This window comes from Occultella kanbiaonis (assembly GCF_009708215.1).
Classification (GTDB): Bacteria; Actinomycetota; Actinomycetes; order Actinomycetales; family Beutenbergiaceae; genus Occultella; species Occultella kanbiaonis.
Genome location: NZ_CP046175.1, coordinates 3,217,333 through 3,238,302 on the forward strand (window position 1 = coordinate 3,217,333; position 20,970 = coordinate 3,238,302).

Annotated in this window: 15 protein-coding genes; 6 read left to right on the forward strand and 9 right to left on the reverse strand. The window is 66.4% G+C overall.

The annotated features are described in order from the left end of the window. Positions 1-4 precede the first annotated feature (4 nt). Positions 5-3,796, forward strand: a complete 3,792-nt coding sequence (locus GKS42_RS14815) for a hypothetical protein (protein ID WP_154794530.1) — start codon at positions 5-7, stop codon at positions 3,794-3,796. 40 nt (positions 3,797-3,836) lie between these two features. On the opposite strand, the gene GKS42_RS14820 is transcribed toward GKS42_RS14815, so the two are convergent. Then, positions 3,837-4,100: a hypothetical protein gene (locus tag GKS42_RS14820; RefSeq protein WP_154794531.1), complete on the reverse strand. Its 264-nt coding sequence runs from the start codon at positions 4,098-4,100 to the stop codon at positions 3,837-3,839. A gap of 479 nt (positions 4,101-4,579) precedes the next feature. Between GKS42_RS14820 and GKS42_RS14825 the strand changes: the two genes are divergently transcribed. Then, positions 4,580-5,440, forward strand: coding sequence for a hypothetical protein (locus tag GKS42_RS14825; RefSeq protein ID WP_154794532.1), 861 nt, complete (start codon positions 4,580-4,582; stop codon positions 5,438-5,440). A 140-nt stretch (positions 5,441-5,580) separates the two neighbouring features. On the opposite strand, the gene GKS42_RS14830 is transcribed toward GKS42_RS14825, so the two are convergent. The 3 genes from GKS42_RS14830 to GKS42_RS26025 are packed head-to-tail and all read right to left on the reverse strand — an operon-like array spanning position 5,581 to position 6,325. Then, on the reverse strand, positions 5,581-5,862 hold the full coding sequence (locus GKS42_RS14830; protein WP_154794533.1) for an ABC transporter permease family protein: 282 nt from the start codon (positions 5,860-5,862) through the stop codon (positions 5,581-5,583). Then, positions 5,862-6,179, reverse strand: coding sequence for a nuclear transport factor 2 family protein (locus tag GKS42_RS26020; RefSeq protein ID WP_232847682.1), 318 nt, complete (start codon positions 6,177-6,179; stop codon positions 5,862-5,864). Before GKS42_RS26020 ends, GKS42_RS14830 begins: the two co-directional genes overlap by 1 nt. Continuing rightward, entirely contained in the window at positions 6,176-6,325 is a 150-nt protein-coding gene (locus tag GKS42_RS26025) for a nuclear transport factor 2 family protein (RefSeq protein WP_168217852.1), read from the reverse strand. The genes GKS42_RS26020 and GKS42_RS26025 overlap by 4 nt, the downstream gene beginning before the upstream one ends. Positions 6,326-6,885: 560 nt before the next feature. Between GKS42_RS26025 and GKS42_RS14840 the strand changes: the two genes are divergently transcribed. Then, the gene (locus GKS42_RS14840; protein WP_154794535.1) at positions 6,886-7,983 is read left to right on the forward strand and encodes a DUF262 domain-containing protein; all 1,098 of its coding nucleotides are present in this window, start codon (positions 6,886-6,888) and stop codon (positions 7,981-7,983) included. Positions 7,984-7,985: 2 nt separating this feature from the next. Further along, positions 7,986-8,660: an MAE_28990/MAE_18760 family HEPN-like nuclease gene (locus GKS42_RS14845; protein WP_154794536.1), complete on the forward strand. Its 675-nt coding sequence runs from the start codon at positions 7,986-7,988 to the stop codon at positions 8,658-8,660. A gap of 626 nt (positions 8,661-9,286) precedes the next feature. Here the strand turns inward: GKS42_RS14845 and GKS42_RS14850 are convergent. From GKS42_RS14850 to GKS42_RS14860, 3 genes are all read right to left on the reverse strand, one after another. After that, positions 9,287-10,237, reverse strand: coding sequence for an HNH endonuclease (locus tag GKS42_RS14850; RefSeq protein ID WP_210769191.1), 951 nt, complete (start codon positions 10,235-10,237; stop codon positions 9,287-9,289). Between the two features lie 131 nt (positions 10,238-10,368). Further along, complete coding sequence (locus GKS42_RS14855; RefSeq protein ID WP_210769192.1) at positions 10,369-12,273, reverse strand: DUF2075 domain-containing protein; 1,905 nt, start codon at positions 12,271-12,273, stop codon at positions 10,369-10,371. Between the two features lie 425 nt (positions 12,274-12,698). Further along, positions 12,699-14,186: a reverse transcriptase domain-containing protein gene (locus GKS42_RS14860; protein ID WP_210769193.1), complete on the reverse strand. Its 1,488-nt coding sequence runs from the start codon at positions 14,184-14,186 to the stop codon at positions 12,699-12,701. 464 nt (positions 14,187-14,650) lie between these two features. Here GKS42_RS14860 and GKS42_RS14865 point away from each other — a divergent pair, with 464 nt between their 5' ends. Continuing rightward, positions 14,651-15,610: a phospholipase D-like domain-containing protein gene (locus tag GKS42_RS14865; RefSeq protein WP_168217853.1), complete on the forward strand. Its 960-nt coding sequence runs from the start codon at positions 14,651-14,653 to the stop codon at positions 15,608-15,610. A 91-nt stretch (positions 15,611-15,701) separates the two neighbouring features. Next, positions 15,702-16,769, forward strand: a complete 1,068-nt coding sequence (locus tag GKS42_RS14870) for a hypothetical protein (protein WP_154794539.1) — start codon at positions 15,702-15,704, stop codon at positions 16,767-16,769. A 125-nt stretch (positions 16,770-16,894) separates the two neighbouring features. Here GKS42_RS14870 and GKS42_RS14875 read toward each other — a convergent pair whose 3' ends face one another. Then, entirely contained in the window at positions 16,895-17,647 is a 753-nt protein-coding gene (locus GKS42_RS14875; RefSeq protein WP_154794540.1) for a DUF4839 domain-containing protein, read from the reverse strand. A 195-nt stretch (positions 17,648-17,842) separates the two neighbouring features. Next, complete coding sequence (locus tag GKS42_RS14880; RefSeq protein ID WP_154794541.1) at positions 17,843-20,956, reverse strand: bifunctional [glutamine synthetase] adenylyltransferase/[glutamine synthetase]-adenylyl-L-tyrosine phosphorylase; 3,114 nt, start codon at positions 20,954-20,956, stop codon at positions 17,843-17,845. Positions 20,957-20,970 lie beyond the last annotated feature (14 nt).

The window sequence follows — 20,970 nt, forward strand, 5'->3', positions numbered from 1 at the left end:
GCGGATGCTGACCGCGACCCGGCGGGCCAATGGCGACGTGCTGATCAGCCTGTCCGACGACCTCGGGCATCCCGCCTACGCCTGGCCGCGATCGGCCGTGCACGTGCCCCTGGCTGACGGCGCGCCGGTCGCCGACCACCTCCTGGTCCTCGACGGTGACGGACGCGTCGTCGGCCGGATCCCGTGCCAGCGGCATGAACACGACCTGTGGTTCCTGGCCGAGCTGCCCAGCGGCAGCCGGCAGACCTGGCTGCTGACCGGACGGGAGGTCGGCGCACCCGCCGCGCCGGGGCCGGCACCAGCCCGCGTGGACCTCGCCCAGCGCCGGATCGTCCTGTCGAACGAGCACCTGCGGGTGGAGGTCGGCGCTGACCCGGCCGCCCGGCACTTCCGGCTGACCGACGCCGGCGGCGCCGAGCAGGCTGTCGCCGACGTCACCGGGGATGCCGTGGTGAGCAGGTCCGCGGCGATCACCGCCGACGGTCCGGTGTTCGTCGAGGCGCGCCAGCAGACCCTGCTCGCGTCCGGGGCGCGACTCGACGTCAGGTTCCGGCTGGTCGCGGGCGAGGACAGCGTGCGGGTGCACGAACGGCTTGAAGCGGCCGACGGCGTCGCCCAGGTCCGCATCACGGCCCGCCAGGGCTTGACGCACCGGGTCGCGCCGAACCGGCCCACGACCGACCCCGATTGGCGCGCCGCGGCCCTTCGCCACGCCGGGCCGCTCGACCCGGCCGTCCACTCGACCACCGACGAGTGGGAACCGATCGGCGCGACGCTGCGCCCCGACGGCGAGCTGCCGTTCCAACTTCGGCCGTTCCACGCGTGGAGCACCTGGTGGCGGCTGCCGTGGGCGGGCTTCTGGAGCGAGGACTCCGAGGCGCCGGCGCTCGGCGTCTACCTCGATGACATCCGACGCTGGCGCGACGGCAGCTACGCAGTCTGGGGCTCGAGCGAACGGCTGGCCGTCCGATTCCACGTCGAGGACGACCGGCTCGTGATCGGGCTGCCGGTGCGCACCGGCGAGCGTCAGCTGAGTTTCGCGGTCCTGACCACGGACCTCGGCGACGGCGCCGCGGACCGGGGCTCCGCCGTCGCCCTGGCTCTTGCCGACCGGCTGCGCTGGCGGTCCTGGCTGCCCCTGGACACCGTCTCGAGGTGGGTGCTGAACCACCGCGAACCACGCGAGACCTACTCACGGGTGTTCCACGCCGCCGACCACGACGTGCCCGGCGACCGCGTCGCGATGCTGCGGGACCGGCTGTTGCGGCAGCAGCGGACCCTGGTCGAGACGCCGGTCGGCGGCCCCCGCTCGTCGCCGGGACCGTCTCCGGTCGAGGCCCGCGCCATTCTCGGCCTGGTGGCGCCGTTGTTCGATCAGCTCGCGCCGGACCTCGACGAGGACACGTTCGCCCTCGCGAGCGCGTCGCTGCAGTTCCTCGGCTACCTGTGCCTGGACGAGATGCTCATGCCCACCCGCACCATGCTCGCCGGCCACCCGAACTTCCTCGCCGACATCCTCAGCCAGGTCGCGCTCGTGCCGGTGCTGTTCCCGACGCATCCGGACGCCCGGGCAATGGCCGAGCACGTCGAGCAGGTGATCGCCCTGAACCTGCGGCTGCACACCCGCCCGGCGGTGCCGGTGCGCGGCACCGACGCGGGCCGCTGGACCGAGAACCTCGGCACCTACGCGATGGCGCACCTGGCCGTCACGGTGACCCAGTCCGCGCTGCTGCGGCGCCACTTCGACGGCCGAAACCGGCTCGCGCCGGCCGAGCTCCGCCAGCTCGCAGACTGGCTGATCAACACCCTGTCGGTGCCGCTGGACCGGTACGAGGGCCGCCGGGTGCACCCGCCGCAGGGGGCGCACTCCTACGCCGGGCCGATGCCGCGGTTCATCCGGGTCCTCGCCGAAGAACTCGAACGGATCGACCCGGTGCTCGCCGAGAACCTCTGGTGGTGCACCCCGGCGACCGAGGACGAGTGGGAGAGCGCGGACCCGGGCACGTTCGACCACGCCGCGCTGCTGCGCCGCGGCAGCCTCGACCGGCCCGGGCAGGCCCCGGACCTGCGGTCCCGCGCGTTCACAGGCTACGGCGTGGTCCTGCGCGCGGCCGCCCACACGCCGGACGAGATGGTGGTGATCCTGCAGCAGATCGACGAGGGCCCAAACTACCGGTGGGGGCGCGCCGCCCGGGGTGGGAACGGGGTGCTCTACTACGCCGCCGCCGGCGAGCGCTGGTCCCACATCGGCTCCGAGCACGTCGGCGACGGCTACTACGGCGACGTCGAGGCGTGCTCGAACTTCGGCGTCAAGGCACCGGGCGGCTACCGCGACCTCGGCGAGTACCGCTCGATCGGGCGCGGCGACCTGGTCAACCCGCTCGTCGCGCTGTCCGTGGCCCAGTTCGCCCAGGCGGACGCCGCCCCGGACATCGCCCCCCGCTACCGCTCGCGCAGCGTGGTCATGGTCGGGCACGACTACCTCGTGGTGCTCGACGACGTCCCCGACCCGAGTACCCCGGGCCGGTTCTCCTGGTTCGCCGACGCCGACGGCCCGTTCCCGCACATCGACCAACTCCGCCCGGGCGTGGGCTGGACCGACGTGGTCCCCGACCCGCCCACGCACGAGCAACGCGGCCGCTACCCGCGCACCCGCGGTCGCTACTACGACGGCGCCGGCACGTTCCTGACCCTGGTCTCCCGCCGGCCGGACCTGACCAGCATCGCCACCCCGTGGGGCGCAAGCGTGCAACGCCCCGACGGCACCGATGACGTGGTCCGCTCCCCCGACCCTGTGCAGCACACCGCCGCCGGGGTGAGCGTCACCGCGGAGGCGGCCGTGATCCGCACCTACTCCGATCGCGTCGAGGCAGCCCTGCTGCGCGGCAACCGCCTAAGCACCGAGGCGCTCGACGTGCACATCGAGGGCCCGGCCGGCCTGGACCTTGTGCAGTCGCCGGGCCAAGCGCCGCACGGCACCATCGCGGTCACCGGAGATGCCGCCACGCTCACCTTCCGATTCCCGTCCGGGTCCGGGCGGCTCCACGTCGACGGCGTCCCGCAGCCCAGTTCGACCACTGCCGACGCTGAGGTGACGGTGCTCGTCCTCCCCCGTGGCCAGTTCCTGTGGGAACGCACCCGGACCGACGCGACCCCGCCCGCACCCCGAATCACCCGGGTGGTGCGCCGACGCACCGGTGCCGACGTCCACGTGGAACCGGTCCCGGCCGCCACCGACTACCTCCTCGTCGACGCAGCGGACCCCACCCGCGTCCTCGCCACGTCGGCCACCCCCACCGTCCACCTCCCCCGCACCGGCCATGTCCAAGCGATCGGCTGCCGGGCCCGCAACGGCGACGCCCTCAGCAACCCTTCACCCGCCCACCCGCTGCCACCCGGCGACGGCGTACTCCCACCACCGGACGGCCTCACCCTGACCCGTCGCGACGGCCAGGTCTCCGCGTCCTGGGGCACGGTTCTGGGGGCCAGCTCCACCCGCGTCTATCGCCGCGACAACAGCGCCCACCCGTGGCGCCGCGTCGCCGAGACCGCCGGCACAAGCATCACCCTCGACGGGCTCGCGCCTACCAGCGAACTCGCCGTCACCAGCGTCGACGACCTCAGCGAGAGCGAGCACAGCGCGAGCGTGCCCGCGCACCTGCTCGACTCCGCGCTCGGCCGTCGGCTCGAGACGACGAGGTTCGTGCGCGCCACCGAGAGCCACGAGTGCGGGTACCCCGAGTACGACCCGTGGATCGAGGGTGCGCTGCCGTTCCTGGAGTATCCAAAGCACTGATTCTCGTGGCTCCGCGGAAAGCGCACCTGCCGCCCCCTGGTCACTCGCTCCACGATCCTCCTACAGGGACGCTCCGACCCCGCCTACGGATAGCCTCCAGCAACGCCCGCGTGTACTCGTGCTGCGGATCATCGAACAGCGGCTGCGTCGCGCCGGCCTCCACGATGCACGCCTTCCACATTACCCCGACGGTGTTCCAGACCTGCCGCACCACCGCCAGGTCGTGGGAGATGAACCGGCAGCTCAGTCCGAGCGAGGTCTGCAGGCCGACCAGCAGTTCCAGGACCTGCCGCTGCACCGACATGTCCAACGCCAGCGCCCGTGATCGCTACCCGCTGCCGCTACCCGCCCGGGAGCTCAGCGGGCCCGCACGGGGCCATCGACGACGGCAGCGCCTCCACGTCCAGCAGTTCGGCCACCCGCGCCCACCGCTCCGCACCGGACCCGACGTGCTGGGCGGCGCCAACCGGGCCTTGCAGGTCAATGCCGACGCCGACCAGCTGCTGCTACACCAGGGTGGACACCAGCCCCCGACGAGCAAGCTCGGAGTGAGCGTCTCGGCGTCCTTGACGCTGATGCCGTCCGAGCTTCACCTCCACTTGGGACCCGACCGTAGGCGGCGCCGGCGCGCGGAGGACCTGGCCTCCAGTTGGGGATGGTGGGCGACTCTAGCGGGGCGATGCCGAGGAACTCGCGCTCGCGCCGACCCAGGTCAGGTACACAGCACGGATAGGCTCAGCGTGCCCGCCCACAGACCATCCCACCGCGACTCAATGGAGCAGCGTGAGCGACGCACCCGACCATGACCGCTTCAGCGAGACTGCACAAGCGTTCGCCCGACTTGCAGTCGCTGTGGACCACATGCTCGCGAGCGATCTCAGCGACCTAGCGTCTGCCGAAGTCGTGATGTGGCACACCTGGGACGAGCCGCTTACCGACCCCCGGTTCGTGCTCGCAAGAGCAGTAATGCGGCGAACCTTCTACGGGTCGGCCATCCGCGGGTTCGCTGAGGCTGCAGCTGCGGTGGCAGGCCGCCACATGACTCGACGGGCATCGATCGTCTCAGCCCGGTCGGTCCTTGAGTGCGCCGCGGAGATGCACTGGCTGTACAGGCCCGACCTGGACCCAGTCGATCGGCTGAACCGCACGTTGACGTTCTACCTGGCCGAAGAGCACGAGGACGACCGCCTCCTGGGCTCTTTCGGTGCGGCACGTGAGAGCCACTCCCGCGGGCTCACAGCCGAAGCGTGCAGGAATGCAGGGATCGAGGTTCAGAGAGGCCGCCGCGGCGCCTACGTAGGGACGGAGAAGCCGTCGAATTCGACGCTCGTCGCCCAGGTGATGGAGTCGGCGGGTGTCAGCGCCAAGATCGCGTTGTATCAGCAGTTGTCGCGATTGGCACACGCTGGCGACTACCTGACCGAGTCGGGTTCGCTTAGAGGAAGCAACCCCGACGAGTGGACAAACGACACAATGGGGCATCTGACCGCAGGATTGCCGACGAGCCTCATGGAGTTGGTGGGTCGTGGGCTCACGGAAGCAGCCCGAAGCGCGGCATTGTACCTGGGCCAGGACTGGCTGCCGACGCTCGCCACGTACGCTGCCCTGCGCGTCGCGGCTGGTCTCGATGAAGCGCAGAGGTGAACCGAAGCGACCATAGACCCACCCGATCGCTGAAGGTGATCGACCGGCACATTCTCGCGTGACGACGCGGGACTTTGATGTGCGTCAGCTGACGGGTGTCCTCGCCAACCTGGTCAAGGTCAACAGGTGCATGAGGATTATCAGTCGCGGAGATGCCGTCCGGTCGGACACCAAGCCGAAGTCCCCTCGCACGGCGGTGACGAACCAGGTGAAGTCTGCTCGATGAGTGGTGTGTCGAAGCCCAGTTCCGCGCGCAGCGCCGCCTCGGCCTCGGGGTCGACGTAGGTGGTCTGGCCGCCCGGGTTCACCATGATCGCGACTGGGTCCCCGGGCAGTATGTACAGGATCACGGAGCTGACCGTGAGCGCCGCCGACAGCACGACCGCCGCTTGCCCGAGGCGGCGCAGCAGGTAGAAGCCCATCAGTTCGGCAGCGGTGCGGCACAGGCCACCTCGACCACGTCGATCCACTTGGAGTTGGCGGTACGGCGGGTGATCCACCAGCCGGCGTCCGTGCGGAGCAGCTCGTCGGCGCACCAGCCGCCGCCCTGGACGCGGCGAGCCTTGCCCTCGGTCTCGGTGCGTGAGTGCGTGGTCATGGTGTACTTCGAGCGGGCCGTGGCGCGGTCCCCGTCCACCTCGATCACGGTGTTGTGGAGCAGGTGATGGCCCACCGGGATCCGGGTCGCGTCACCTTGCGTGAAGATGGCCCGCAGCTCGGCTGGGCTGTGTTCCGTCATCCCGACGGCGCTGAAGTCCAGGACCGCATCCGGGGTGAAGGTGCGGCCCACTCCGGCCAGATGCGCTGGTCCAGGCCGTAGGAGTAGCGGGTGATGGTGTCGGTGATCTCGACCCGGTCGGAGATCTCCTGCAGGGTCAGCGTCATGTTCGGTTCTCCAGCCACGTGTCGTAGAAGCTGAGGCAGGTGGACGCCTCGAGAGTGATGCCCTGCACGTCGGAGCTGAACGCGAACACCTGGAACTGCTCCACCAGGGGGATGTCGTAGCCCTCGTCGATGACGGTCTGTTGGGTCTGCCCGGCGAGCTCGTTGCGGGCGTCACAGCCGTGGGTGCACCACGAACTGGCTGACGGGAGGCGACCGGCGCGTTGCCGGAGATGCGCCTGACAGACGCGAACTCAGCGAGTACCGTCATCCCGACGGGACCACCAGTTCACGACGGCGAGGAGGGAATCGACAAATGGTTGCTAACCAACCGGCCACCGCCAACTTCTCCCGACACCCTCGATTGTCGGCCCAAATGACAGAACCCTTATCTTTGAGAGACTCAACTCATCGAGAATCCACAAGATGGTTGAACGCGCCACTCCGACGTCCTGAGTGGCACGACAAACCAGAACAACCCATCCGTTCGACACAGGTCCAGACAGAACCCGTCCTCGAATCACCAATAGCGCGCACCAGACCAAAGCACAATTAGGAGTATCTTGAGCCTCGTAGATCAGATCGCCCAGCGCGCCCGGGAAATTCGGACCGACGGTTATAGCATGTCAATAGGTGAGGTCCTCTCCCTTTACCGTGATGGCGACATTGACATTCACCCGGAGTTCCAGAGGATCTTTCGATGGGACGACGACCAGAAGTCGAGGCTCATCGAGTCGGTATTGCTCGGCATTCCGATTCCACCAATCTTCGTTTCACAACGCGCCGACGGCGTGTGGGATGTAATCGACGGGGTGCAGAGACTCTCCACCATCCTCCAGTTCGCTGGAGAATACAAGAACGAGTCTGACATGCCGCAGCCCGAACTTGTTCTTCGAGGAGGAGAATATCTCACAGAACTCGATGGATACGTGTACTCCAAACCTTCCGAGCCGGGCACCACTGCCTTCAATGAAGCACTTAGGCGCGACTTTAAGAGAGCGAAACTCGACTTTAGGATCATCACGAAAGAATCCGATCCGAACGCGAAATACGACCTGTTCCAGAGACTGAACTCCGGATCCGTTCTGTCGCCTCAAGAGGCTAGAAATTGTCTAATGGTGATGATCGATCGTTCGTTCTACCAGAGAGTGGTGGAACTGAGTCAAAACGCAAACTTCCAAGCCTCGGTCCTCCTTTCGGATCGTCAAGAAGAGCAAGCTTACCGTGAGGAATTGGTCCTTAGGTTTTTCTGCCAAGTGGATCTGACAGGCGGGCCCACCGAACTCAAAAAGGAGTACGGCGAATACCTTACCGGCTGGATGCGCAACGCCGCCGACCCGGAGTCCACATACTCGCTCGATACGGCAACATTCAACGAGACATTCGAGCTACTCAATCGCGCACTCGGTGAGGATACTTTTCGCCGCCATGAGAATGGTCGCCACCTCGGCCCGTTCTCGATTTCAAGTTACGAGTTCGTCACATCCGGTGTGGCATCCAATTTGGATCGATGGAGGACTCGCCCGTCTACCGACCTAAAGAGCCGCGTCGAGAGCATCTGGTCCGCAGACGTTTTCAGGTCCAACTCGGGGACCGGGGTTAGCCCTCGCCGACGCGTGCCTCGGCTCATGTCGGAAAGCCGCAAGTATTTCGGGGAGTAGCCGTGGCGATCGTGACCGACGAGGACTTCGAAGCTTTCTTGGACGAAGAACTCGCATGGCGACGAATCGAGTTGTCAGCATTCTCAACTCAACTCGAGACGGCGGCAGGAAGAAATAGCGATTCACCGACGAGCCGCGCCCTTTCGCGCGGAATGACGACTCTTCTTTATGCACACTGGGAGGGTTACGGTAAAGCCGTATTCGACGCGTATCTTCGTCTCATTATGAAGCGAAAACCACTGGTCTCCGATGTGGCAGACGGACTGCTTCGTGCACACACAATTCAACTTGTTCGTCGGATGGAAAGCGGAGACGAATCGGCAAAGGTCGAGCTGATCGATATGGCCCGGGGGAAGGCGACAGGTAGGCTCCGCATCACAAGTGCGCGGGTAGTCGACACGAAATCGAATCTTCGTTCTAAGGTTCTCGAGGAGATCATGACGACTCTCGGAATCCCTCGAATCGAATTTGAGACAAAGCAGAACCTCATCGATATTCTTCTGTGCGACCGCCGCAATGAAATTGCGCATGGCCGTGCGAGTTTTCCAAGTTGCGACGACGTGCTCGACCTCCACAAGAAGGTACTGGGGATGATGGAAGCGTTGAGGTCCGTCACCATTTCCGAGATCCGCATCAAGGGGTACAGGCACAATGGATCGGCGTCCGCCAATGGATAATGCGAAGGTAGGACCGACACGCGTAGTCCCGACGCTTTGCAAGCGAGGAATCAAACTTGTTTGGTGCACGACGCAAGGTTGACCGTGGGTCGACCTGAGGAAATGGCGTGCAAATTCCTGTATTGGCTCCCCCTTTCACGGTCCTTCGTTGCAGTGTGCGGGGACAGGTTGGGCAATGGTGAGGTTTTAGGCACTGCTGTGCAACCGTCGTCGCATATCACGTGAAGCGAAGGACGACTGGCATCAATCCGCACTCCCCTGCCCCTCCACGATCCACAAGTCGCTCAGCGAGAGTCGCACGGGCGGCACCCTGACTGAGTGCGACGGAGAACTTCAGGCCAGCAACTGCCTGGGAATTGATTGCTGGCAGTGCAGTTTCAACAGATGCGGCGCGCAGGTCCGACAACCCTGTCGCCTCATCCAACGTAAACCGGTGGTTGTCCACACCGTCCCCAGCCTCAAGGGACGAGACCAGTGTCTCGTTTGCACGCATCCCAGCCCAACTCCAGAACTCTCGTCCTATCGGAGTTTCAAATAGCACCAAGCCACCCGGATCGACCACCTTGGCCATCTCCTCACGGATCCCCGTTAGCCGCTCCGTAGCCACGCCTCCCGGATAGCCGCCTTCAGAAGAGTCTTTCGCGATCCCGGGTGTCAGCAGCTTTCGCTTGCGGTCGACGCTGCAGGTCGATGTCCGCACCAGGGCCTTGATCCGTCAGCCAAGGAAGCGCTCGGTTTCGGGCATCGAGGATCGCCGCATCAGGATGGGCCGCACGTGCTCCCGGTAGCGCGAGCGCGGCGCCTTCAATTGCTTGGTATGCATCATCGGCCACGGATGGTTCGACGCGGACCACGTACGCACCCTGCGTCTGCACAACCGTGAGCAGGTTGAGGTCGAAGAGCGTGTGAATGTCGGCACGGAGCAGGAGCCCGTTGGCGACCGCGTTGGTGTGGGCGCCCCGGTACGGCGAGATGTGCGCCGCCTCAAGGACCGCCACGGTCGTACAGCCGGTCACCGCGCATCGGCGGTCGTATGCCGCGAGCAACGAGTCTCGGAACTTGCCCTGGCCTCGCCGGATCGCGATCTCGGCGAGCGTCCGCTCGCGGCGATCTTCGCCGAGATCACTCAACTGCCTCGCAGCTTCGGTCCCCGTCGCAAAGGCCGCGGCGACCTCGTCCACAGCGGTATCCGTGAACCACTGCCGCAGCGCCCGCTCGACCGCTCCGTCCTTCGAGTGCGGAGCCCACGACGGGCTCTGGGTGAAGCCGGTCTGCGACTTCACCTCCGACCAACTCGGGGACTTCCCGACAAGCTCATCGGTACGCGCGAACTCGAATCGCTGAACATAGCTCCGCACCCCCGCGTCCGTCCAAGGCAGTCCGTCAGTGCTATCCAGCGGGCGCGCGTCGGTTGCGACTTCAGCCCTACCCACGAACCCTGTCTTCGCCGCCCAGAAGTACACGACGTCGCCCTCATGGATCGGCCGGCTGGTTGTCATGTCCCACAACGCCTGCTTCTTGGCGATCTCCCAGTGGTGCACATACTCCTTGGCAATGCTCAGCACCCAACTTGCCACGACATACCTCGTCCCCGTTTGTGGCGGGTGGAGGCATGTCCGGTTCGGAAGCCTGTCGGGCCGCTTGCTATTTCTGTGGTTGTAGTTGCGACAGCGTTGCCGTCGCGTCCGCGCGGTCTCCCGCGCGAAGGTCAGGTTCTTCGTCGCGGGTTCACGCGGCTGCGGAGCATCGCCTGCGTCTCCTCGTCGACGGAGTAGAGCAATGTGCCCACCAAGCCGCGGGTGAGCAGCACCTTGTAGACGTGTCGGACGAGGCGGTCGAAAGTCGCGGCCTCGACGCTGGTCCGCGATCGGAACTCGGGATCCTTGTTGAACTCACGCCGGGCGACCCATCGATCCGATCGCCACACAAGGTCCGGGCCGAAGATCACCCCGTTCCAGGCGTACTCGAAGCCTTGTGCCGTGTAGACGCAGCCGACCTGGTCGAAGCCAGCCGGATCGGACGCCCAGAGCGACGATGGCGGCGCGCCGCCTACGGCGCGGTCGCTCTTGAGGTTCCACGGCCGGGACCAGGCGCCGATCCGCACATCCGGAACCAGGGACCCGTCCTTGCGCGGGTCACTCCACGGCCAGCAGTAGCCCGCCGTCATCCGGGCGTTCAGACCGCTCTGGAGGTAGGTTCGGAGTCTTCCTTCGAGTTCCTCGACTGACGCAACGACGTCGACGGCGAACGTCGGCTCGTCGTGCCAAGTGGGCACTTCCGTAGAGCCCTCCTCTGCGGCGAGGCCCAGCAGCGAGTGCACCCAGTTGAGGTAGGTGGTGCTGCCACCCGAGCGGAACTGCGCGTTCAGATCCACGGCGTGCACGTCCATGCCGCGTCCTCGCGCATGTTCAATGATCTGCTGGACGGTGCCCATCTCCCCCGGACGCACCACCTGGTGCTCGTCGAGCAGGAAGACCGGCACCTTCGCGACGGCGAGGAGCTCCTCGACCTGGTCTCGGGCGTTCTCCCGCAGCGCCTTCGGTGTGTAGCGATTGACCGACTTCGCGCGGATCCGGTGAGCCTCATCGAGGATGACGACCTCGAGCGAGCCGGGCTCCGCCGCCATGAAGGAGTTGAAGTACTTGAAGAGAGTCTTCGTCCGGGATGAGCCGCGCCCGGCGACCTGGCGCATCGTCTCCGTGAAGGACTTCGAACCCGTCGCATGCACGACGCTGACGCCGCGCCGCGCGAGTTCGCCGAGGAGCGACAACGCGATGACGCTCTTCCCGCTGCCGGCCGAGCCAGTGACCACGACTACGGCGCGCCGGTTCTTGGCGCGAGTTTGCTCGACGGCGTTCAGCACCAACTCGTAGGCGACCCGCTGTTCGTCCAGCAACACGAACTGCTCGCGGTCCTGGATCTCGGCGGCCGCGACCGAGAGCAGTTGCTTTGATGGGGCGATCTTCGAGGCCAGCAACTCCCGTGCGGATTCGGGGCGTGGCACTGACGCGATCCGTGTCCTGAGGTAGTCGCGAAGCGCATCTCGACCCTGCCCGGTGAACATGCGGTGGGTATCGGTGCCGTCGAGCCGCCACAAGTCCGCGACAGTCGTATCCGTCGCGTTGTGCAGGTACGCCACGCTCGAGACTGAGCCTGGCTCCCCCGCGACCACCGACACGAAGTCCTGCAGGTACTCGCGATAGCCCTGAACCTGAAGCAGCGGGTGTAGCGAGGGCCGGTATGGCGCCCCGTCCACCTCGACCAGGGTGTTCGAGGTGCCCCAGGCCGTCGCTGAACTCCACTGCTTGAGTTCGACGACCACATAGCTGGCGCCGCCGGTCCCGGGATCTTGCCCGGCAAGAATCACGTCGGCGCGCTTGCTCGACAACGGCAGCGGGTACTCGAGGATGACGTCGACCTCGCCGAGGCCGGCCGCTATGAGCTCGCGACCGAGGATCGGAAGGCTCGACCGCCACGACTTCCGCTCCGCCAGGCTCGGCGCACCGTGTCCACGCAGCACGAGTGCATTCTCGAGCGCTTCCTCGATCGGCGAGAAGTCGCCTCCGCGTCCCACGTCGAGCGCCGTCGCCGGCAAGGTGACGGGATCGAGCACGGGGCCCCCTCAAGCAGCACGAAGTCGTGCGGAGGGGGCATGTCTGCGAGCAGAAGTCCGTCGGTACCGCGGGTTCGACCAATGCTAGCGAAGGTGCGAACTGCCCTGCGTACCAATCGTCACGCTCACCTGAGGCAGCCAGACAGACCTCACGACAGGACTCTGCACCGACGAGCGACTCCACCGGTAGAGCGCCTGGCTCGCACTCCAGTACGGGCCAGTGCTTGGACCGGCTAAGACATCGCAACACGTCTCGCAAGGAAACCCGCGGCCCACACCTTCCTCCCGTCGCAAGGCGTCGAGCGGCAGCCGTCTTCGTCACCTGAGCAGTACCGAGTGTGAGACTTGCCATCCTCGGTAGACCTCGACACCTACCCGGGCCGACGCGCCAGCCCGTACTACACCCTCCGCTGAGAAGAGCCAGTTCACTCGTCGGCATACAGGTACAGCGGTGCCCGTCCGGACACGACGCCGAGGCCGTGGGTGGACACTGCCAGCCGAATGACCTTCGCAATCTTGCGAACGCTGGGCATCCTCAAGTCCACGACATCGCCAGAGCGCGAGGATCGTGAGGTGAAGCCGATAAGTTTAGCCTTTTGAAGCGTATGAGGCAACGGAAGAGCGAGACCCGCGGCGCGGAGGATGCGCGCACGTTTACGCATCGCAAGCCAGATTCGTGCTGCGATCCACTCGTCAAGCTCTCTTAGTCCGCGTTCGTCATTTATCAGGGGAAAGAAGGACATGACTCCCTCGAAGGACATTGGTGGTATCGCCCCTGCTTGAAACTTTCTGATGCCCTTCTCGGTCAAAGGGCCGTATAAATATCGGCGCAATTGCCAGATCAGAGTTGCATAGTCGCGATCGACATCACTGAGTCGACTCGGTTCCTGGGTTCCGTTGAGTGGCTCCAGAAGTAGGTTGGTGAAGATCAACTCGCCTATTCGGGCCTTTATTCGGTTGACCGAAGCATCCTTCATGCGGACGTCGCGGAGCCCGAGCCGGTGCCCGAGGTAGTCGACGTACTTTGTCGAGGACATCTCGACGTGCACGGTCTCTTCTTTTGCGAGCAGGCGTATTCCCAAGCTCTTCTCGGAGTTGATCGGCGAACCGATATGGCTTGACGCTTCATGAAGGATGGACGCAGCTTCGCCGATGCGCCCGTAGTCTGTGCTCCAGATGAGCGTGTCGTCTGCGTAGCGGACGAAACCGACCCCGAGCCTCTCTAGTGCGCGATCAAGTTCCGATGCGGCAACGTTGGCGAGAAAGAGACTTATGGAGGTCCCTTGCGGGACGCCTCGCTTGCGCGCGGGCTTGCTAGCGAGCTTTTGCGCGGGCGAGAGATATGGCTCGGGCGATTCGAGGAAGCGCTCGATCACGTACTGCTCCAATGGCGTCCTTGTGATGCCCATCGTGTCGAGTGTTTCCAACAGGAAATCGTGGTCGACCGTGTCAAAGAACTTGCTGAAGTCGTACTCGGCAACAAACAGTCGGTGTTCACGTGCGAACTCGGTCGAGACGTACGAGATTGCGTCGTGCGGACTCAGGTCGGGGCGGTAAGCGTACGCGCGAGCGCTCATCCGTGGAAGATTCTTCCGCGTTAGGGACCGCAGTAGGCGGTTGGAGATCACCTCGTCCGCGATCTGGAATGTGCTAATGATCCGTTCGCCGCCGGAAGGTTTAGGCACGCTGAAGCCTGCGGGATGGCGGGGCGCATAGCTGCGATCTCTAAGGCTCTCCGTGATCGCGTGGGCGATGCGTTGATGACGAGACCGGACGATGTATGGGTTGAAGCCCGGATCGAGATCCCACGTCTCAGGGCGCCGAACTTGGAGGACTTCCGGGATTCCGATGCTACGCCGGCGGCGTCGGTCGTTCTCGTCGTGGACAGACTTGGCGTAGGTCTCGTGCTCCACGATGAGCCGAGTGGACGTCTGCTGGACCCTCTGGTCAAGTTCCCACCACACCAGCGCCTCCTTCGTCGTGGAGAGGGTGCTGGGGCTGAGCGGTGCGCTCAGCCCCAGCAGCGGCTTCGAGTCCAGGCAAAATGTGCTTCACGCGGGCAACCAACTCGCGAAGGCGACCCCTAGCGGAGCAGACAGTGATCAACCGTGATCTGCTCCAAATCGGCTCGATGCCTAGTCCCACTGGGGACCTGCGCCGAATACTACCGGCGCGGACGCTCGTCCTGACCGGACTGACGTGCCTGGTAGTCATCACGGTGTCGATGCAGGTGATGGGCGCGGGTGACACTCACCGAGACCGGCCCCACGCACGCGCAACTTCTCGAGACGACCACATCGACGGCGGCATTCGCTACGTTGAGCATATGGATCGTGTCGCTCCGCTTGGGTTGGTACCCCGAGCTCACGAGACGCTCATGTCGGCGGTCGGCGCGGCACGCGAGTCCGTGCTACTTGCCAGCCCTTACCTCGGCGGCAGGGTCGCGGGAGACCTTGCCGTGATTGCCAAGTCTTCCGCTGCGAGTTGGCGTCTCCTGACGGATCTCTCGCCCATCGCCATTGCATACGGATCACTGAATACGGAGGGTCTCCTGGCGCTGCTCCGGAGTGGAGTCAAGGTGCGGAGTCTAAGGCGGCTCCATGCGAAGGTCACCCTCTGCGACGGCGGCTTCGGTCTCATCGGTTCTGCAAACCTGACGAGCCCTGGGCTCGGCGTCGCGTCGCCATCGAATTTCGAAATCGGAGTCCTCCTCAGCGCCGACCAGCGAACGTCAGCCAGAACAGTGTTCGACACGTGGTGGGATGACGCCGTCGGGGTCGACCAACGAGCCATCAAGGACGCCGAGGCAGCGGCACGGCTTCTACCCAAGCCCGTGCGGGAGCGCACGCGGGGTCGAGCCAGTAAGACTGGCAGCGTTCTGGCGAACACTCTTATGGCCGAGGCCCGTGATCGCGGGTTGTGGGTGAAGGCGGTGGACCACAGCGAGCCGTGGAAGCGGGGTTTCTGGTTCTCAAACTCGTCAAGAGGCCAACCACGGTTCCGCGTCGGAGACCTCGTTCTGATGTACGCCAAGGATCTACGTGCCTGCAACGCCATCGTCGAGGTCCTTGAAGAGAGCCGAAACGACCCGCCGTACATGGAGCGCTCGGGCGCGTCCAGCTACGAAGCGCACCGATGGCCGTGGGTGAGCAATGTCAAACCGCGTCTCAACATCCCCGAAGCAGAGGCGATACCACTGGCTGAACTTGGTGCGACTCCCAAAGCGCTTCAGAACGGGTACAAGCGCCTTGACCTCGCACAGTTCACTGCCGCTCTCCGGTACATCATTGATCTCGAGCCGCGCGAACCCTCTGCATCTGGAAGGTCGAATGGTTAGCTCCGCCCCTACGTTTACATACCCAACCGTCGAATGGGTCAAGGCGCCGATCACGCTCGAATCCGGCCGACCGTCCGGCCAACGGATCCGCATGCGGCATCTGCATGACTGCGACCACTGGTACCACGACGAGGCCGGAGATCTGATCGGCGGTGCGCCGCGACGGGCCACAGATGCGGAGATGCTCGATCTCGTCCCGTGTGCCGACTGTCAGCGCCGCGCAGAACAGCGAGGCGATCCTGCCGACGGGGTCCGCGGCCTCGTCCCTGCGCGACGCTACTGGTGGGCAAGTCAAGGCGAGAACCACGCGATAGCCCTCGAAGAGCAGACACTCTGGACGTACGCGGATCCCAATCGACGTCGGCCGCTGCTGAGCGAGATGCAGGTCGGCGACGTGGTGCTGCACTACGGCGACAGGCTCCTGCGCACGATCAGCACGGTCACGACAGATCCAAGGCCGGCACCTCGCCCTGTCGGATACCCGCGACGGCCTGGCCAGGGTGACGACGGGTGGCTCGTCGAGGTGAACGTCGACGACACCACACTGCACTTATCGTTCCGCGAGATCCAAGAACTCATCTCACCCGGACCTCCTGGACCACTAGACAAGAACGGCACACCGCGGCGGAACTTCATCGCACGCCTGACCGAAGATGAGGCCACGCGGCTCATCGATGCCGCGGAGGCCCAATTGCCCTCACCACCCGACGCCGGCTTGATTGGCGGTCTCCTGCGCAACTGGGGTCTCGACGGGACCGACTCCGAGGCCATCACACAGATCCGCCGAGAGCAGGGGCACCTCCGGGCAAGCCTGCTCCGCGCTCGCGCCACGGCGCCATGTGACGTCTGCGGTCGGGAACTGCCAGCCACTTTCCTCGTCGCAGCCCACATCGTGCCGCGTCGCGACCTCACCCACGAAGAGCGGCTCGATTTCGCGTCCGCAGCGATGCTCGCATGCGCTCTCGGATGCGACTCCCTCTTCGAGTGCGGCTACATCGTCATCGACGACGACGGGCGCATCGCGCGAGGGCGACCAGCGGCGGCCGAAGCACTGCTCTACGAGATCAACGCCCTCATCGGAAGGACATGTCTCGCGTTCAATGGCGTGCGGGCACCAAGTTTTGCTCGGCACCGCGGATCTCACCTCGAAGGGGTCTAGCTGAACAAACCCACGACGTGGCGACCCTGGTCAACCAATCATGGTAGACCGATACCACTCATCGCCCGACATCGCGTCCTTGTTCGCGGGTGCGCGCCCGTACGCGGCAGCAACGTGGCGACCATCTATCGGAACTCGGTGGAGACAGGCTCGAGAAGGAAGAGAGTCGTGTCCGGTTCGAACGCTCCGACTCGAGCGACAATATGGAGATTGTCCCCGACGCCTATGTCATCTGGGATGTCCTGCCCCACCAGGTGCAAGTCGTAAGTCGTATTGACGTCACGGAATTGGAAATTGGGCCCTCCCGACGACTGAGTCTCGCTATAGTCGCCATATGCAACTAGAATGTCATAGCGCGTGTCGTAGTCTCCATGAGCGTTCATGGCGCAGATGCTGCCATCGAACTCAATGAGGCTGCCGCCGTAGTTCTGTGCGAACTCCTCAACTGCCGGCCCATCTGCCGACCCTGTCAAGAGCGCCGCGAGATCCTCGTTGTTCTCCGCAGTCAGCATCTCTTCATCAGGGGTCCCGCTCGGACTTGACGTCTCGGTCACCTCTTCCGAAGGCTGTTCACTCGTGATGCCCAGCCCCTCGGTCGGAGGCGCGGACGACTCAGGAGCATCTCCGCCTTGGCTCGCGCCGATGATGATGGCGATGACAGCGATCAGTGCGACGACCGCTCCGGCCGCTAGAACGGCCACCATCCGCCGCTGCATCTTGGGTTTGGCGCGGCGCAACGTGAGTTCCGCCTGAACCTTTCCCGGGCTTTGGGACACGAGTTCCCAGCCCTCCTTCTGCCACTTCGCGATCGTCCTGGCCTCCATGCCGCGGATCGAGCGAACGGTCTTCGCTTCGTACTTCACTTCGGCGTCAGCCATACAGACCTTCAACCCCAATCGGATTCATCAGCCGTGGACGTCGGCTAGCCGGCCGGCTTTGCCGCTCTCAAGCGCGTGCTGCGAGAACCCAACTACACCGTGGCCAATAACAGAGATCGGTACCGCAGCTTGCGGGCGTGCCATTCAGCGTGCCACGACGAGGGCGCGCAGGAGGGTCAATCGGCGCCCGGATGCTCAGCCGAAGAACACTCGCTCCATCACAACCCGCGCCTGCCGAGCCGTGCGCAGCCAGTCCTCCTCCAGGTCCCGGGCATGCCCGGCCTGGTAGCCGAGCAACCTCGACACCCCTCCGAGCTCGCCCCGCTCCGATGGCAGCACGTCCACCTTCTGGCCGCTCACCCGTCCGGTGCTGAGCACGATCGCGTTCCGCAACCGGGTGGCCAGCTCCCACGCAGCGGTGAGCTGTTCGGCGTCGGACTCCGAGATCAGGTGCGCGTCGCGGGCGGCGGCCAACGCACCCAGCGTCGACGTTGTCCGCAGGGCCTCGAACTCGCCCGCGTGGCACAACTGGAGGTATTGGGCCGTCCACTCCACGTCGCTCAGTCCGCCGCGGCCGAGCTTCAGGTGGTGTGTCGCCGGCACACCGCGGGGCAACCGCTCGGACTCCACCCGCGCCTTGATCCGGCGCAGCTCGCGGATCTCGGCAAGGTCGATCCCGGTGGCGGGGTAGCGCAGCGGGTCGATCAGGGCGGTGAACCGCTCCCCCAGGCCGACATCCCCCGCCACCGAACGCGCCCGCAGCAGGGCCTGACGCTCCCAGCCCTGCGCCCACCGCTGGTAGTACTCGGCGTAGGAGTCGATGGTCCGCACCACCGGGCCCTGCCGGCCCTCGGGGCGCAGTTGGGAGTCCACCGAAAGCACGGGCTCGGGGCCGGTCTTGCCGAGCAGGGACGCGATCGTGGTGGCGACCAGGACCGCCCAGTCCTGGGCGGCCTTCGCGTCAGCACTCTCGTGCGGGTCGTGCACGAACAGCACGTCCGCATCGGAGGCGTAGCCGATCTCGGCGCCGCCGAGGCGGCCCATGGCGACCACGAGGAACACCGACGGGTCGGCGCCCAGGCCCAGTTCCGCCGTCGCGGTCTGGGTGGCGATCCGCACGGCGCCGGCCAGTGCCATGTCCGCGGCCGGGGTGACCACCTGCGCGCACGTGGTCACCGGCACGTCGGCGAGCACGTCGCCGATGGCGCCGCGGGTGAGCTCGCGGCGGCGCAGGAACCTAACCGCCTGGGCGGCGTCAGTGGGGTCGTCGCGGCGCAGCAGCATGGCGTTCATCGCGGCCGCCAACGCCTCGGCAGTACGCGGGGTGAGTTCGCGGTCGTCGCCGAGCCAGGCGACGGCCTCGGGGGTGCGCAGCAGCGAGTCGGCCACGTACTTCGAGGAGGACAGCAGCGTGGCCAGGCGTTCGGCGGCGGCGCCGGAGTCGCGGAGCATCTTCAGGTACCAGTGGGTGCCGCCGAGCTCCTCGGAGAGCTTGCGGAACGCGAGCAGGCCGCCGTCGGGGTCGGGCCCCTCGCCGAACCAGCCGAGCATCACCGGCAGCAATTGGCGCTGGATGGCGGCGCGGCGGGAGATGCCCTCGGTGAGGATCTTGATGTGTCGCAGCGCCCCGGCCGGATCCCGGTAGCCGATGGCCTGCAGCCGGGCCTTCGCAGCCTCGGGGTCGAGGGAGACGTCGTCCGCGGAGAGCCGTGCTGTGGCGGGCAGCAGCGGGCGGTAGTACAGCTCCTCGTGCAGGCGGCGGACCCGCCGGCGGATCGCCTGCCAACGCGCCACCAGGTCCTTGGCGCCGGCCACCTCCCCCTCGGGTGAGCGGCCCATCGACCGGGCCAGGCGGCGCAGGTCATCGTCGGCCGTGGGCAGCAGGTGGGTGCGGCGCATCCGGTACAGCTGGACGCGGTGCTCGAGCACGCGCAGGAACCGGTAGCAGGCGCCCAGTTCGGCGGCGTGGTCGCGGCCGACATAGCCGCCCGCGGCCAGGGACTGCAGGGCGCGGAGGGTGTTCGCGGACCGGATCGAGGGGTCGGTGCGGCCGTGCACGAGCTGCAGCAACTGCACGGTGAACTCGACGTCGCGCAGGCCGCCGCGGCCGAGCTTGATCTGCCGGTCCGCCTCCGCGGGCGGCACGTTGTCCTCGACCCGGCGGCGCATCGCCTGGGAGTCCTCGACGAAGTTCTCCCGGCCGGCGGCCTCCCACACCATCGGGCGGGTCGCGGCCAGGTAGGCGGCGGACAGGTCCACGTCCCCGGCCACGTGCCGGGCCTTGAGCAGGGCCTGGAACTCCCAGGTCTTGGCCCACCGCTCGTAGTAGGACACGTGCGAGGCGAGGGTGCGCACCAGCGGGCCGTTCTTGCCCTCCGGGCGCAGCGCGGCGTCCACCTCCCACAGGGCGGGCTCGCGGGCGGGCATCGAGCACATCCGGGCCAGGGTGGCAGCGAGCTTCGTGCCGACCCGCAGGGCGACGGCCTCGTCGGCACCGTCGACCGGTTCGGCCACGTAGATGACGTCGACGTCGGAGATGTAGTTGAGCTCCCGGCCGCCGGTCTTGCCCATGCCGAGGACGGCGAGGCGTACGTCCTTGCCGTGGTCGGACAGTTCCGCCCGGGCCAGGGCCAGGGCCGCCTCGAGCGCGGCGGCGGCGAGGTTGGCCAGGGCGGCGCCGACCTCGGGCAGGAACGCCTCGGGGTCGGTGGCGGTGAGGTCCTCGGTGGCGATCGTCAGGAGCGCGCGGCGGTAGGCGCGGCGCATCTCGTCGAGGGCGCCGTCGCTGGCCCGCACGGACGCGACCGGCATCGCCGCGTCGGGGTCGGCGCCGACCGATTCCAACAGTTGGGTGCGCACGTTCGCCGGGTCTGCGGCCACGCCGTTGCGGGGGCGCAGTACGTACTCGACGTCGCCGGGGTGGGCGACCAGCCAGTCCCCCGTCGCCACCGACGCCCCGAGGACCGCGATCAGGTTGCCCCGGGCGCCGGCTGGGTCGGCGAGCACCTCGGTCAGGCGCTCGGCCCGGTCGGGGTCGGCCTCACCGAGCCGGGCCAGCGCGAGGAGCGCGAGGTCGGGGTCGGCGGCGCGGGCGACGTCGGCGATCAGCGCCGTCGACGCCGCGCCCAACCCGCCGTCACGACTTCCGCCGTCGAGCTCGGCGGCCTCGCACGCGGCGAGCACCCCGGCCAGGAAACCCGACTCCCACAGGTCCGCCGCGCGGGAGGCATCGGCGAAGCCGGTGCGCGCCAACCGGGCCCGCAGCGAAGGTGCGCGGCTCACGCGGCCGCCACCTGCGCCGTCGGGCATTGGCTTGCCGAACC

Coding starts and splice junctions, on each gene's coding strand:
- GKS42_RS14830 (WP_154794533.1), bottom strand. CDS start 5,862: ATGGGCTTCTACCTGCTGCGCCGCCTCGGGCAAGCGGCGGTCGTGCTG.
- GKS42_RS14820 (WP_154794531.1), bottom strand. CDS start 4,100: ATGTCGGTGCAGCGGCAGGTCCTGGAACTGCTGGTCGGCCTGCAGACC.
- GKS42_RS14815 (WP_154794530.1), top strand. CDS start 5: ATGCTGACCGCGACCCGGCGGGCCAATGGCGACGTGCTGATCAGCCTG.
- GKS42_RS14880 (WP_154794541.1), bottom strand. CDS start 20,956: ATGCCCGACGGCGCAGGTGGCGGCCGCGTGAGCCGCGCACCTTCGCTG.
- GKS42_RS14865 (WP_168217853.1), top strand. CDS start 14,651: ATGTCGGCGGTCGGCGCGGCACGCGAGTCCGTGCTACTTGCCAGCCCT.
- GKS42_RS26025 (WP_168217852.1), bottom strand. CDS start 6,325: ATGACGCTGACCCTGCAGGAGATCTCCGACCGGGTCGAGATCACCGAC.
- GKS42_RS26020 (WP_232847682.1), bottom strand. CDS start 6,179: ATGACGGAACACAGCCCAGCCGAGCTGCGGGCCATCTTCACGCAAGGT.
- GKS42_RS14870 (WP_154794539.1), top strand. CDS start 15,702: ATGCGGCATCTGCATGACTGCGACCACTGGTACCACGACGAGGCCGGA.
- GKS42_RS14875 (WP_154794540.1), bottom strand. CDS start 17,647: ATGGCTGACGCCGAAGTGAAGTACGAAGCGAAGACCGTTCGCTCGATC.